Source organism: Novosphingobium sp. BL-S-33 (genome assembly GCF_056857025.1).
The window spans coordinates 3,591,455-3,605,644 of record NZ_CM166474.1; the positions used below are offsets into that span (position 1 = coordinate 3,591,455).

The following is a 14,190-nucleotide window of genomic DNA, read 5'->3' on the forward strand; positions in this document are numbered from 1 at the left end:
GACGGGCCGCTTTTGCATGGGTCCTCAAGGCGATGAACTGCCTGTAGGAGTCCATCCCTATGACGGGGAAGCAAAACCAGCCGCCTAAAGCTCGCGCTAAACGCATCGGGTTCGCTCTGGCGAGCATCGCGCTTATCGCAGCTCCCGCCTCTTCGGCCGTGGCCGAGGGGCGCCTGGTCAAGCTGCCGGGCTCCGAGCCCGCTGCGGCGGAAGCTCCGGTAGCCATGGTGCCGCCCGCCGCGCTGACGCCGGCCCCGGCCGCCCTGCCCGCCACTCCGCTGATCGAGGCTATCCAGCCCGAAACGCAGGAATTCGAGACCATCGGTTCCGGCATGGCCAGCTTCTACGGCCGCGAACTCGCCGGCAACCGCACCGCCAGCGGCGACCGTTTCGACCCGACCGCCCTCACCGCCGCGCACCGCACCCTGCCGCTCGGCTCGCAGGTTCGCGTCACCAACCCGGCCACCGGCCAGTCGGTGATCGTCACCGTCAACGACCGCGGCCCGTTCCATTCGAACCGCCTGATCGACCTGAGCAAGGCCGCTGCCGACAAGATCGGCATCTCGCGCGCCGGCTCCGGCAAAGTCGAAATCGCCGTCCGCGACGACGATTGATCGCCCATTCTGCCTGATCTGAAAGAAGGTTAGGCCGACGCGGTATCGGAGGGGGGTGGGGGAAGCACCGCGCCGGCCTTCACAGATACAAACATCGCCAGCGTCATAGAGTTCCCGGCCCGCTCGATTTTTTTGCGCCGCCGCCGCGCCGCGCGGTTGACACAGTTGACACGGTCCAGCGCAAATAGGCCCAGCCCTTTCCGAGCCGCCCCACACCGCACCATCCAGCGACTTGAACTCCATCGGCGGCCCGCCCACCGAGGCGCCATCCCCCGCCAGCACGCTGTCCACCGCCGCGAAAGCATGGCCCTGCCACGCATCCCACTCGCCCGCCGCCAGGGCCCGGCACGCCTCCAGATCGAGAGCCGGCGCATCGGCCACCTCCTCCCCGGCATCCACCGCGTCGAGCCACGCCTCCCGCGCTTCCCCGACGAGCAAGGCCCCCAGCTCCGCCACGTATCGCCCGCGCTCCGGCGGCAACCGCGCATCGCCGAGACCGTCCGCGTCGTCCTCCATCGGCGTCAGCCCCTCCGGCACCGCGCCCGCCACCAGCGCCAGCACCTCGTCGAACCGATCGGCATGAGCGCCCGCCTCAGTCTCCTCCGCTGCCCGGTCGAGCCGCGCCAGATGCGCGAGCAGCAGCCGCGCATCGAACCGACGTCGCACCGCCACTTGCTCGCCATGGTAAAAGACAGCCTCCTCCACCCCATCGAGCGCCCGCGTCGCCAGCACTTCCTCGACATGCCGCCGCGCCAGCACCAGCGCCGCATCCCATCCCTGCGCAAAGAGAGCGTCCCGCCGCCGCAACACGTAGGCCGACTGCCGAGACAACCCCACCGCCGCACTCGCCGCCCGCACGTCCCCCTTATCGGCCAGCCGGTGCAAAAACCGAACCTTCCGCTCGGCGGTCCAAGAATTGTGAGGTGAAAGATCCTCCCCCATCGGGGGAGGGGGACCATCTCCGCTCATCCTGAGCTTGTCGAAGGAAGGATGGTGGAGGGGGCGAGCCACAGCGCCACCGCCAGAAGTAGAGGAACCAGATAAAATGCGAGGGCCATCGCCCTCGCGCTCCCCAACCCTTCCCGCCGCGCCCGACGCCCGCGAAGCGCCCTGCCCCGCACCGTCGCCGAGCGCCTCACCAAAGCCCGGCCCCATCCCGTCATCCCAGCGCAAGCCGGGATCGCCCTCGACCGAGCGCCCACCGCCCCGCCCGCGCGGAAAGGACTCCCCCGGCAACCCGATATCCCGAGAGCCCGGAATCCACCCCCGCCCGGCAGCGGTGGGATACGAAGAGTTTGAATGGTCGGACATGGTTCACCCCCAAGACTGGAGCCAAAGCCCCGGCACGGAGGCGCCGGGGTGAACCAGATCATTTATCGCATGTGAGGACGTGTAGGAAAGTGAAGTATCGGAGACATCTTGCCGACAAGCTCACGACGAGAGGGTTCATCAGATGGCCGCTTGGGGCCGGTAGGCGACTGCCCGATTTAGAGGTGGCACTAACGGTTATTTGCCGTTCGCAGGATGCCAGCTTACCCGCTGTGAGAAAAAGCATTGTCGTTGAACAGTTCTACCTCTGATGGATCGACCACTTCCGGCGTATTTGCCGCATCTGCCACCACGATTTTGCTAACATCCAAGGCTTCTTTCAATGCGGCCCCAGATATCCAGTCATTGTTCCACAACGCTTCCGATTCGCCATCGACAATCTTACAAATTGTCTCGTTTGACGTAAATTCAAGCTCTAGTGCAGCGGGTTTTGTTACACGTTGCAGCCAGACTTCTTGATAACCGTTGTACGGAACACCGCCCATCTTTGCCTTTACCTTGCGCCATAGCCTGGCTTTCTCCTCTGGCTTTTGCAAGGCGAGCAAATGGGTCAAGATACCGGCAACTACCGGAAAAGTTGATGGGGACGTGACAGCTATGTCTGTGGCGATTGCCACTTGCACTTCTATATCTTCAGGCTCGATCTTTTGTGCGGCGATCTTTTTGTGCAATTCGGCCAAGAGCCGCTTTAGTGCGCCGCTGCTCGGATACTTCCGACCGAATGAATGTAATCGGAGCAATTGCTTCTGCAATGTCCTGGCGTTGGTCTCACCCAGGTCTTGGATTTCGATAGCAGCGATCTTATCGACCTTGATGGAACCTTCGATGACGTTGGTGCTGGAGTACGTCTTCGCAACGCCCAACCTCATTCCGACTTCTCGCAGACAATCGCTGACCACTTTTAGTATGCGTTCGCCCTCCCGATCGCTGTTAGTAAAAATGCGGTAATCATCACGGTAGCGCAGGATTATGAAGTCTTTCTCTCCTTCGAGATTCTTTGTGATCAACTCGTCAACGTAGCCAAGCACAAGCTCTGCCAGAAAGTCCATCAAAACGGAGCCTTGGGAAATGCCGTTTGTTTGGCCAAACCTCCCCCCGCGAACAAGGCGGTCAATCTTATCTCCCAAGAGGCTCTTGCCATTGCTTTCCTTCGCAGCCTCGAGGCCGTGTAAGGCCCAAGAGATGCTGTGGGTATAAAGCGAGCCGTAACAGTCAGTCACATCCCTATGCAGAATATGTGAAAAATCCAGTGAGTAGGTCAGCGATGCCTGCTCTACCGTCTGCCACCATTTTCTGATTTGCGTAGCTTGATCCTTTTCGTCGCCATCAGACAAGAAAACCGAACTGCAACAGGTGACAGCCCCGCCCTCGAATTCGGCGAACCTTTCTGTTATCGTTTTCCAAGCATCTGGCTCGCAGATCGTATTGACCAAAGATACGTAAATTGCGGGATGCATCAATTCTAATGGCCGCCATGCAAAGCGACCATCTTTGTTGGCAATGAAGTTATAGTTCACACCAGACATTTTTTCTGGCTTACCGTCGGCCAGTTCTTTGTAATCACCTCCCTTGAGCACACTCGATACAGCCTCAAGGATGGGCTCGAAGCTGATATAATTTGGGAAATCAGCGTTGAAGTAGCTACTACCCCTCAGGAAATACTTCATCTCATCAGCGGCAGGAAGATCTACAAGCTTTGTCAAAAACTATCTCATGCAAACATTACAAATCATCGGCGTGTTGCCACATTCGAAATCTTTCGGCTAGTCTTAATGATGTTACTGGCCTGCCAGCTTTTCGTTTGCGGCGAGACAAAGTGCCGTTTGTTACTGATCGGTCATTATGGGGTCGTTGCACGGGCGAGAATGGGTGTGGTCGGCATTCGTTGACTTAAATGCCGTTGCTACCGTGCCCAGCAATGACCGCTTCCGGGAAATCTAAACAATTGCCCTGATGGCCGGATTGGAGTGCAAAGCGGCCAAGCGAGGCCTACATCATCACATAGTGCGGCTTGCTCCACGTAGCGTAGCCCCGCCGCACTTCGGACGGCTTGAGATTGAGCCGCCATGTGCGGCCATTGCTCCGCAGCAGGACGAGGACGCCGGAACGGCGCAGGGTCTTGCCGGGCGCATCGCCGCGCACGTCTTCACAGCGAAGGGATGGCGCGGGCAGCGCGCTGCGCGGGGGTGCGCTCGACGGGACCGTCGGCGCTGTCGTCGAGGAACCACCCGGTCCGACTTCGTCCGCCACGGGGCCAATCGCCGAACGCGGGGCCCAGCTCGCGCCGGCAAGGGGTTGCGGCATGGCTGCAAGCGCCGCCGTCAGGACGGCAAGGGTGACTGCATTGGCTCTGCTGTTCGCGCGCATGTCTCCCTCCAGAAACAGGCGCCAGTTCGAAAGTCTCGCGCCCGGATGGCGCGGTTGACATTACGAATCGACTGAGCGTGCCACTACGCCCCTTGCATGGGCAAGGGGCGTGATGCGGCTCACACTTCCATTTTCGGCGTGAAGGGCCGCGCCGGACTGCCTGCCCGGCGCGCCGGGCCGGTCATTTGGCCAGCAGCGGTTTCAGGTAGTGCCCGGTGAAGGACTTCTTCACCTTGACGATATCCTCCGGCGTACCTTCGGCGATCACCTCGCCGCCGCGCACGCCGCCTTCCGGGCCCATGTCGATGATCCAGTCGGCGGTCTTGATGACATCGAGGTTGTGCTCGATCACCACCACCGAATTGCCTTGCTCGACAAGGCGGTGGAGCACTTCGAGCAGCTTGCGCACGTCCTCGAAGTGGAGGCCGGTGGTTGGCTCGTCCAGCACATAGAGCGTCTGGCCGGTGGAGCGGCGGGCCAGTTCCTTGGCGAGCTTGACGCGCTGCGCCTCGCCGCCGGACAGCGTGGTCGCCTGCTGGCCGACCTTGACGTAGCCGAGGCCCACCTCGTTCAGCATGTGCATCTTGTCACGGATCGGCGGCACGGCCTTGAAGAACTCCTCCGCGTCCTCGATCGTCATGTCGAGCACGTCGGCGATGGAGTGGCCCTTGAACTTCACTTCCAGCGTTTCGCGGTTGTAGCGCTTGCCGTGGCATTCCTCGCACGTGACGTAGACGTCTGGCAGGAAGTGCATCTCGATCTTGATCAGGCCGTCGCCCTGGCACGCCTCGCACCGGCCGCCCTTGACGTTGAAGCTGAAGCGCCCGGCCTTGTAGCCGCGTGCTTCCGATTCCGGGAGGCCCGCGAACCAGTCGCGGATCTGGGTGAAGGCGCCGGTATAGGTGGCGGGGTTGGAGCGCGGGGTGCGGCCGATGGGGGACTGGTCGATCTCGATCACCTTGTCGCAGTTTTCGAGCCCGGTGATCCGGTCATGCGCCCCGGCGACGACGCGCGCGCCGTTGAGCTGGCGCGCGGCGCCGGCCTGCAGGGTGTCGATGGTGAGCGAGCTTTTGCCCGATCCGGAAACGCCGGTGACGCAGCAGAAGGTGCCGAGCGGGAACTTTGCCGTCACGTTCTTCAGGTTGTTGGCGCGGGCGTTCTCGACCACGATCTTCTTGCCGTTGCCCTTGCGGCGCTTGGTCGGCACCTCGATCTTGCGCGTGCCGTTGAGGTAGGCGGCGGTGAGGCTGTTCTTGCTCTTGAGCACTTGCTTCAGCGTGCCTTCGGCCACCACTTCGCCGCCATGGACGCCGGCGCCGGGGCCAAGGTCGACAATATGGTCGGCCGTGCGGATCGCGTCCTCGTCATGTTCGACCACGATCACGGTATTGCCCAGGTCGCGCAGGCGCTTGAGCGTTTCCAGCAGCATGTCGTTGTCGCGCTGGTGGAGGCCGATCGAGGGTTCGTCGAGCACGTAGAGCACGCCCGACAGGCCCGAGCCGATCTGGCTGGCGAGGCGGATACGTTGGCTTTCGCCGCCTGACAGCGTGCCGCTGGTACGGTCGAGGTTGAGGTAATCGAGCCCGACGTTGTTGAGGAAGCCGAGGCGCTCGTTGATTTCCTTGAGGATGGCCTTGGCGATCTGCTGCTGCTGGGCGGTCAGCTTCTCCTCAAGATTGCCGAACCATGCGAAGCCGTCCGCCACCGAAAGGCGCGCGGCGTCGGCAATGTCGCTGCCGGCGATCTTCACCGAAAGCGCTTCGGGCTTGAGACGCTTGCCCTCGCAGGTTTCGCAGGGCTGCGCGGTCTGGAACTTGGACAGTTCCTCGCGCATCCAAGCGCTGTCGGTCTGGATCATGCGGCGGTTGAGGTTGCCGATCACGCCCTCGAACGGCTTGTTGACCGTGTATTCCTTCTTGCCGTCCTTGAACGTCAGCGGCACGGCCTTGCCCGCGGTGCCGTAGAGGATGACGATCTTCACCTCGGGCGAGAGCGCGTCCCACGGCGTGGTGAGGTCGAAACCGAAGTGCTCGGCCAGGCTGGAGAGCACCTGCATGTAATAAGGCGAAGGCGGGTTGGACTTGGCCCAGGGCACCACGGCGCCCTGCTTGAGGCTGAGATGCTCGTTCGGGACCACAAGTTGCGGATCGAACAGCAGCTTCTCCCCCAATCCGTCGCAAGCCGGGCAGGCGCCCTGCGGGGCGTTGAACGAGAACAGGCGCGGCTCGATCTCCTCGATGGTGAAGCCGCTGACCGGGCAGGCGAACTTTTCGGAGAAGACGATGCGGTTCGGCGGCAGGCCGACCTTCTTCATGCCCTTCGGTTGCGCTTGGCCTTCGACAGGCTCAGGCTGAGCGGACTTGGAGCGCCCCCCCTTCCCCGCTCGTGCCGAGCTTGTCGAAGCACCGGAAACCTCCGCCACCGTCGTATCGGCAAGGTCGATATAGGCCAGCCCCTCGGCCAGCTTCAGCGCCTGTTCGAAGCTGTCGGCAAGACGGGTCTGGATGCCGTCCTTGACCGATATGCGGTCCACCACGACTTCGATGTCGTGCTTGTACTTCTTGTCGAGCGCGGGGGCGTCCTCGATGGCGTAGAGTTCGCCGTCGATGCGCACGCGGGTATAGCCCGCCTTCTGCCACTCGGCCAATTCCTTGCGGTATTCGCCCTTGCGGCCGCGCACGACCGGCGCGAGCAGGTAGGCGCGGGTGCCTTCGGGCAGTTCCATCACCCGGTCGACCATGTTGGAGACGGTCTGCGCCTCGATCGGCAGGCCCGTGGCGGGCGAATAGGGAATGCCCACGCGCGCCCAGAGCAGGCGCATGTAGTCCCAGATCTCCGTTACCGTCGCCACCGTGGAGCGCGGGTTGCGGCTGGTGGTCTTCTGCTCGATCGAGATCGCGGGGCTGAGGCCGTCGATATGCTCGACGTCCGGCTTCTGCATCATCTCCAGGAACTGGCGCGCATAGGCGGAGAGGCTCTCCACGTAGCGGCGCTGGCCCTCGGCGTAGATCGTGTCGAACGCGAGGCTGGATTTCCCCGAACCCGACAGGCCGGTGATGACGATCAGCTTCTCACGCGGGAGCTCGATGTCGAAACCCTTGAGGTTGTGCTCACGGGCGCCGCGTACGGTGATGTGGGAGAGACTCATGGGGGAGATATGTTCCAGATTTGTTCACGATACGCAAGGCACGCTGCGCCGCAAAATGGGGGCCGCGAAGCCATGTGGGAACGGCAGGCCCGATTGCAACGTATGCCGCCCCCCGCCCTCCCCTCGGCGCCGCTTCCACCGGTCACGCCGTTCGTCGGCAATCGAATGTCGTCTATCGGTCGTGCAATGTCGTTTGCCGATCCGTTAGTTTGCAGACTTGAAACCGTCATCCCAATCAGTAATAGAGACGCTGCCTGATTACAGTAACGACTCACCCTTTGCTATTATGTCGACCTGCATGACAAAGTAGATCGTCAGGTGAATGAACCGGCCCGGGACGTCGCACAGGCTAACGCACTTATTGCCGATCGAATTCACAGCTTGGATTCACAACGTGAGTTCACGGCGGGGCAGGTGCGCACAACGCGCCTGTAAAACAAGAATTTTCAGATCGCACCAGGGTCGTCGCAGTTCATTTGCATCGTGGGACAGGGAGGTTCCGCGAAAGGCCGACTGCGCCCTTAAAGGAGGAGTACCTGAGATGACCAAGGTTTCCCTGTTCGCTTCCGCCGTCCTGTTCGGTGCCGCGCTCGGCCTGGCCGCGCCGGCCATGGCAGAAGACGTCCTTGTCAAGAATCGCGCCATCGATCCGAACGTTCCGCGCGTCGAAGTGCGCTACAGCGACCTCGATCTAGATAGCCAGGCGGGCCGCGACCGGCTCACCACGCGGCTCGATTCCGCGGTCCGGACGGTCTGCGGAGACGCGGATGTCCGCAATCTTGACGACTTCAGCCACATGCGGGACTGCCGCGATGAGTCCACCGATCGTGCCTATGCGGCACGTGACGAACTCTTCGCCCAGCACATGGCCGCCCGGGCGAGTGGCCAGACCCTTGCTTCGGCCGGCACCCCGCAAACCATGGCGGTCTTTGCCCGGCGCTGAGCCCTTGCGTCCGCCGGTCCTGCCCTTTCCGGATCGGCGGGACGCATCATTGAGTTAGCAGACTGAAATTTTCGGCAAGCGCCCTGTTGTATAGGCAATACTGTCCGAGCAATAGGATTACGCCAGCTTGCAGTTACTTTGTACGTTGCGGAATTAATTTTCCGTCACTGTATTTAATGTTTCACAATCGAGAAATAGAGGAGGCCGTCCGCGCATTGCGGGATGGTCTCGGGGGAATCGATGCCGCATCGTGCGCCGCAATTCGCGGTCACCCAGGTCGGCCCATCCCTCCCAAACACCGTTCAAAAGACCGCCACCAAAGCGGCCGACAATAACGAAGCAACGCCATGAGGGTCGCTCGCAATCCACCACCGTGCCGGGATTCCCCCGGACCGACCGGAGCATACGAGCATGACGCATTTTAACAGCCGCAAAACCTCGCAATTCGTTTCCACCCGTACTTTGTGGTCCGGTGTCGCGCTGCTTTGCACCGCGCTGCCGATCGCATCGCCGGCTCTCGCGCAAACCGTTGCCGCCACCATGACGGATGGCGACAGGCCCACCGAATTGGTGCGGTATGCCGACCTTGACCTCACTTCCCCGCAAGGACGCGCGCGGTTGGATGCGCGCATCAATTCGGCAATCGATCATGTCTGCGGCCACGCCGACATCGGCGATCTTGAAGGGCGCGCCCAGATCCATGATTGCCGCAGCGAAAGCGCGCAGCGGGCCTATACGGCGCGCGACACCATGCTCGCCGCTCGCGATCGCGGCGACCATGTGGCCGCCCTTGCCATCTCCAAGGGTCCGGCCACCGGACGTTCCGATCACTGACCGCATCGGAACGCCCTGAATGCGCCGCCCCCGCTCCCCCATGCGGGGGCGGCGCTTTCCATTTCATGACCCGTGGTTCCTGGCTCCGGCTCGGGGCCGGTTCCCCGAGAAATCCTCTTTCTGTCGCAGGCGCCGCACAGTCCGTCCCCGCGCGTCACCATTCGTCGCATAGGCTTTGCGCCGGCCCGTTCGCGTGGTCACAGATGCGCGCAAACACCTTCAGGGACGGAGAATTACATGAGGGGGTCGCCCATCCTTCTGGCGCTTGCTGCACCGGTTTTCGCATTCGGCATCGCCAGTGCCGCGCATGCCGACGATCCACGCGATCCGACCATGACGCCCGAGGCCATTGCCCGCGATCGCGCCGTGATCCGCAAGCTAAATCAGGACCAGCTGGCCTATGTGCGCAAACGTGATGCGCAGTATGCCGAAGGCTGGAAGGCCTATCGGCAGTCGCCGGATGCCCGGCGCAGCAGCGCCAGCGACGACGGCGCCCGCGATTACGCCGAAGCCCGCCGCCAGTACGAGGCCGACCTTGCGAGATGGCGCCGCGATGTCGCCGCCTGCCGCGCCGGCGACTATTCACGCTGCCGCTGACTTCTGACCGGCCCCTCTTGGCGAACCGCATGAGCGGCGCGTAAGATCCGGCCCATGGCACTGCGCCCTTTCCACCTCGCCTTCCCCGTCCATGATCTCGACGCCGCACGTGCGTTCTGGGGTGGGCTGATGGGCTGTCGGGAGGGGCGCAGCAGCGACGCCTGGGTCGATTTCGACTTCCACGGCCATCAGATCGTCGCCCACCTCGTACCGGACATGGCGCGCGGGGATCGCGCTTCGAACCCGGTAGACGGTCACGGCGTGCCGGTACCGCATTTCGGCATCGTGCTGTCCATGGAAGACTGGGAAGCGCTGGCCCTGCGCCTGCGCGAAGCCGGTGTCGCTTTCGGAATCGAGCCCTATATCCGCTTCGCCGGTCAGGCGGGCGAGCAGGCAACCATGTTCTTCCGCGACCCTTCGGGCAATGCCATCGAGATGAAGGCCTTCGCGCAGCTGGACCAGCTTTTCGCGACCTGAATGTCCGTTTGAGCAACGCCCGCTCGGGCATGTTCGCCGGGGCACCGGCCAATTCCCTGCCGGAATTTCCGGTTTTTCAGACTTTCGCATGACTGGAACCACAGCGGCACCTCGCGTATTTACGCGGGATGGAAATGCGGCCGGATCCGAGGTGAGATGAAGGCAAAGCGCGTTTCCGCCGCTCTCGGCCTGCTGGTGCTGGCGCTCGCGCCTGCCGGGTGTCACCGAAAGGCGTCCGGCGAAGGTCCGCCGCCCCGCGCCAATGACGCCATCGTCATCGAACCGCAGGCGTCCTTGCTGACAGTCCCCGTCGAGGCAGACATTTCCCCGCTCGGCCCCGCGCTGGAGCGGGAAATTCCGCGCACGCTCTGGTCGATCGACCAGACCGGGCTGGACTGCCTGCCCTCGAAGCGGGTCAAAGTGGCCTTCGTCAAGATCAAGACCCCGAAGATCAAGTGCGACATCGTCGGCGATGCACGGCGCGGGGCCTTGCGCTTCTCCGGGACCGGCAACGAGGTTGTCTTCACCATTCCCATCGTCGCACAAGTGCAGGCGCGCGACATCGGCGGCGTGCTCAAGCACGAGACCGCGAGCGCCCGCGCTGAGGCCCGCGCGCGCGTCCGTCTCGACCTGACGCCCGACTGGCACCTGCGCGGCAAGGTCGAGATCTCCTATCACTGGATCGACAGCCCGCACCTCGACTTCCTCGGCAAGCGCATCGACCTGTCCAAGCCTGCCGACCAAAAGCTCGCCCCGATCGTGGCCGGGCTGGAAAAGCAGCTGAGCGCGGAACTGGCCAAGATCAACGTCCGGCCGAAGATCGAGCAGGCCTGGGCAGCGGCCTTCACATCGGTGGAACTCAACAAGCGCAATCCGCCCGTGTGGATGCGGATCACGCCGCAGGAGCTGCAATACGGCGGCTATACCGTGAACGGGCACCGCCTGCAGTTGCGGCTCGGTCTCAAGGCGCTGACCGAGACCTTCGTCGGCGAGCGGCGGGACGATCCGCAGCCCACAGCGCTGCCACCGATGCGCCCCCTCGCCAGCGAGGCGGGCCGGATCGCCTTCTTCATCCCGGTGATCGCCGATTATCGCGAGCTGGAGCCGGTGCTGATGAAGGCTCTGGTCAAGCGCCAGCAGCGGCCGTTCACCGTGCCCGGCGGCGGTGCCGTGCGCGCCGAGTTCCGCAAGGCGACGATCTACGGCACCACCGGCGGGCGGATCGCGGTGGGCATCGAACTCTCGGTCGAGGGGACGAGGGGCTATCTGGGCAAATCGAGCGGCACCGTCTGGCTGACCGCCCTGCCCGCGAATGCTCCCGATTCCCGCAAGGTGGCGTTCACCGCGCTGCACGTAAGCGGGGGGATCGACATGGTCGGCAGCGATCTGTTGCTGAGCTTCGCCAATGGGCCCGAACTCTCCGCCACGCTGGCGGATGCGCTGGGCCAGAACTTCGAGAACGACTTCCAGAAACTGCTCGGCAAGATCGACCGTGCCATTGCCGAAAAGCGCGCGGGCAAGCTGCTGATCCGCGCCGAAGTTCAGGACGTGCACACCGGCACGATCCGGGCGGCCGGTCAGGGCCTCTACCTGCCCGTACGCGGCAGCGGCGTGGCAACGGTCAAGGTCGACGAATGAGCGCAGGGCCCGCTCGCTTCCAGCCCCATCGCGTGGACATCACAATTTGTATACTATATTCTGTAATTCCATCCAGCCAGACATGATGCGGAGGGCAAGGTGAACGCGGTTTTCCAGCACGGCGGCAACGGCAGGATCGACCTGCGTTATGCCCCGGCGACAAAGCCCGCGATCGGCCACGATACCGTGCTGATCGAGGTGGAGCTGGCCTCGCTGGAATGCGTGGACACGCATGACCCCGCCACCCTGCCGGCGCCGGTGCCCACGCGGATCCCGGGATGTCAGGCTGTCGGCACCGTGATCGCGGCCGGGCCTGCGGTCACGCGCTTCGCCGCGGGGGACCGGGTTGTCGGCCACCATCCCGGCGGCGCCTTCGCGGAACTCTTCGCCGTGCCGGAGGCGACCGTCTGGCACTTGCCCGAAGGGATCGACCCGGCGTTCGCGGCGGCCGTGCCCCATGCTTTCGCCTCGGCCCATGCCACGCTTTTCGCGCGCGGCGGCCTCAGGCAGGGCGAGACGCTGCTCATCAACGGCGTCACCAGCGCCATCGGGCTCATCCTGTTGCAGACGGCAGCGCAGGCGGGCGCGCGGGTGACGGGCATCGCCGCCGACACCTCTCGCCAGGATACCCTGACCGGTTACGGGCTCTCCCACCTGATCGACAGGTGCGGCAATGACGTGCTGGCCGCCTGCCTGGAGGCGAGCGACGGGCGCGGCTTCGATTTCGTCGTCGATACCGGCTTGGGCGCGGACTATGACATACTGTCGCGCCTGACGGTCTCGGGCGGGCGCTACGCCAGCTTCCGCCGCGATAACCAGTACCGGGACCCGAGGTTCGCGCACTTCGCCATCGGCCTTTTCGCGCCAATGGACGATCCGGCGGTCCATGCACTCGTCGAGCGCGAGTTGCACCGCGTCGCGCGCGGCGAAGTCGAAATCCCGGTCGAACACGAATTCGCGCTCTGCGAGGCGGGCGAGGCCTGGGCCTTCACCCGCCGGGGCGGCGTCTACGGCCGCGTGGTCCTGCGGCCTTAGGTATAGTCGCGGAATTGAGAACCGTCGCGCCCGCGAAGGCGGGGGCCCCGCTTCTTTGCAACCTCTCGTTCAGCCGCAAGAAGCGGGATCCGCCAAGTTCACAAACGAAGTGCAACACCAGGTTATGGTGTTGTCATGGGAAGAGCTTACGAACAGCTTGATCTGGAAGAGCGGTGTACGATTGCCCGTCTTCATGAAGACGGGCAATCGCTGCGCCAGATCGCGGCAGCTCGGCATCGCTCGGCATCGACGATCTTTCGGGAGCTGAAGCGCAACAGCGGCAGCACGGTGGGCTATCGGCCCGGCTATGCGCAAGAGCAGGCGCGCGCCCGGCGCTGGTCGGGCATGCGCCTCGAACGCGATCAGGCCTTGCGCGAGGGCGTGCTGGGCCGCCTCGCGGCCGGCTGGTCACCCGAGCAGATCGCCGGCCGCATGGCCCGCGAGGCCGGCGTGCGTATCATCAGTCACGAGAGCATCTATCGCTTCATCCATGCCCAGATCAGGCGGACGAACGATCGATCATGGCGCCATTATCTGCCCCGCGCCAAGGCCCGCCGCGGATGGCGCCGCAAGCCCGGCGGATCCTCGGTCCGCTTCATCGCCAAGCGCCAACCCATCGCCATGCGCCCGGACGAGGCCGCGGATCGGTCCCGGCCCGGCCACTGGGAGGCCGACTTCATGCTCTTCGCCCGATACGGCCAGGCCATCCTCGTCGCCCATGAACGCTCCTCGCGCTACACCCTGATCTGCCATCCGCCCGACCGAAAGGCCCGGCGCACCGCCGACCTGCTCGCCGCCATGCTGCGGCCCTGGCCCGCCGCCTTGCGCCAAACCCTGACCCTCGACAACGGCACCGAGTTTGCACAGCACCACAGGTTGCACCGTCTCGGCATCGATACGTTCTTCTGCGACCCCCATGCCCCATGGCAAAAGGGCGGCGTCGAAAACGCCATCGGCCGCCTCAGACGCGACCTGCCGCGCAAGACCAACATCGAGGATCTCTCGCCTGCCCACTTTGAGGACATCATCCAACGCTACAACAATACACCGCGAAAATGCCTCGACTTCAAAACACCCGCCGAGGCATGCTCTCTTCAACCGTTGCACTTCGAATGTGAATCCACAGCCCCGCCTTCGCGGGGATGACGGGTTTGGGGTTAGCAGCGTGCTTTTTAGCAACCTGAGCCAAGGCTCGGCCGATGGAACCG

At 63.6% G+C, this 14,190-nt stretch carries 12 protein-coding genes; 9 read left to right on the top strand and 3 right to left on the bottom strand.

Annotated elements, in window-relative coordinates; all coding sequences use genetic code 11:
• Positions 1–59: 59 nt before the first annotated feature.
• Together AC1VVM_RS16570 and AC1VVM_RS16575 are read left to right on the top strand one after the other, a co-directional pair.
• A complete protein-coding gene (locus AC1VVM_RS16570; RefSeq protein WP_243652523.1) occupies positions 60–614 on the top strand; it encodes a septal ring lytic transglycosylase RlpA family protein in 555 nt (184 codons plus the stop codon).
• Positions 615–917: 303 nt separating this feature from the next.
• Complete coding sequence (locus tag AC1VVM_RS16575) at positions 918–1,541, top strand: hypothetical protein (RefSeq protein WP_482955525.1); 624 nt, start codon at positions 918–920, stop codon at positions 1,539–1,541.
• Between the two features lie 605 nt (positions 1,542–2,146).
• Here AC1VVM_RS16575 and AC1VVM_RS16580 read toward each other — a convergent pair.
• The 3 genes from AC1VVM_RS16580 to uvrA form a co-directional block, all read right to left on the bottom strand.
• The gene (locus AC1VVM_RS16580) at positions 2,147–3,646 is read right to left on the bottom strand and encodes an RNA-directed DNA polymerase (RefSeq protein WP_482955526.1); all 1,500 of its coding nucleotides are present in this window, start codon (positions 3,644–3,646) and stop codon (positions 2,147–2,149) included.
• Positions 3,647–3,932: 286 nt separating this feature from the next.
• Positions 3,933–4,310, bottom strand: a complete 378-nt coding sequence (locus AC1VVM_RS16585) for a hypothetical protein (RefSeq protein ID WP_482955527.1) — start codon at positions 4,308–4,310, stop codon at positions 3,933–3,935.
• Between the two features lie 181 nt (positions 4,311–4,491).
• Positions 4,492–7,458, bottom strand: a complete 2,967-nt coding sequence (gene uvrA / locus AC1VVM_RS16590) for an excinuclease ABC subunit UvrA (protein WP_482904696.1) — start codon at positions 7,456–7,458, stop codon at positions 4,492–4,494.
• 541 nt (positions 7,459–7,999) lie between these two features.
• On the opposite strand from uvrA, the gene AC1VVM_RS16595 reads away from it, so the two are divergent.
• The 7 genes from AC1VVM_RS16595 (at position 8,000) to AC1VVM_RS16625 (ending at position 14,128) form a co-directional block, all read left to right on the top strand.
• Positions 8,000–8,401 carry a UrcA family protein gene (locus tag AC1VVM_RS16595; protein ID WP_165912161.1) on the top strand — a complete coding sequence of 134 codons (402 nt, stop codon included), beginning with the start codon at positions 8,000–8,002 and terminating at the stop codon, positions 8,399–8,401.
• A 411-nt stretch (positions 8,402–8,812) separates the two neighbouring features.
• Positions 8,813–9,235: a UrcA family protein gene (locus tag AC1VVM_RS16600; RefSeq protein ID WP_482904697.1), complete on the top strand. Its 423-nt coding sequence runs from the start codon at positions 8,813–8,815 to the stop codon at positions 9,233–9,235.
• Between the two features lie 237 nt (positions 9,236–9,472).
• The gene (locus AC1VVM_RS16605) at positions 9,473–9,832 is read left to right on the top strand and encodes a hypothetical protein (RefSeq protein WP_132386797.1); all 360 of its coding nucleotides are present in this window, start codon (positions 9,473–9,475) and stop codon (positions 9,830–9,832) included.
• A gap of 54 nt (positions 9,833–9,886) precedes the next feature.
• Positions 9,887–10,309, top strand: coding sequence for a VOC family protein (locus AC1VVM_RS16610; protein WP_482955528.1), 423 nt, complete (start codon positions 9,887–9,889; stop codon positions 10,307–10,309).
• A 156-nt stretch (positions 10,310–10,465) separates the two neighbouring features.
• Complete coding sequence (locus AC1VVM_RS16615) at positions 10,466–11,947, top strand: DUF4403 family protein (RefSeq protein ID WP_482955529.1); 1,482 nt, start codon at positions 10,466–10,468, stop codon at positions 11,945–11,947.
• 99 nt (positions 11,948–12,046) lie between these two features.
• Positions 12,047–12,982 (top strand): quinone oxidoreductase family protein, encoded by a 936-nt coding sequence (locus AC1VVM_RS16620; RefSeq protein ID WP_482904701.1) that lies wholly within the window; start codon positions 12,047–12,049, stop codon positions 12,980–12,982.
• Between the two features lie 135 nt (positions 12,983–13,117).
• Positions 13,118–14,128, top strand: coding sequence for an IS30 family transposase (locus AC1VVM_RS16625; RefSeq protein WP_482955530.1), 1,011 nt, complete (start codon positions 13,118–13,120; stop codon positions 14,126–14,128).
• Positions 14,129–14,190 lie beyond the last annotated feature (62 nt).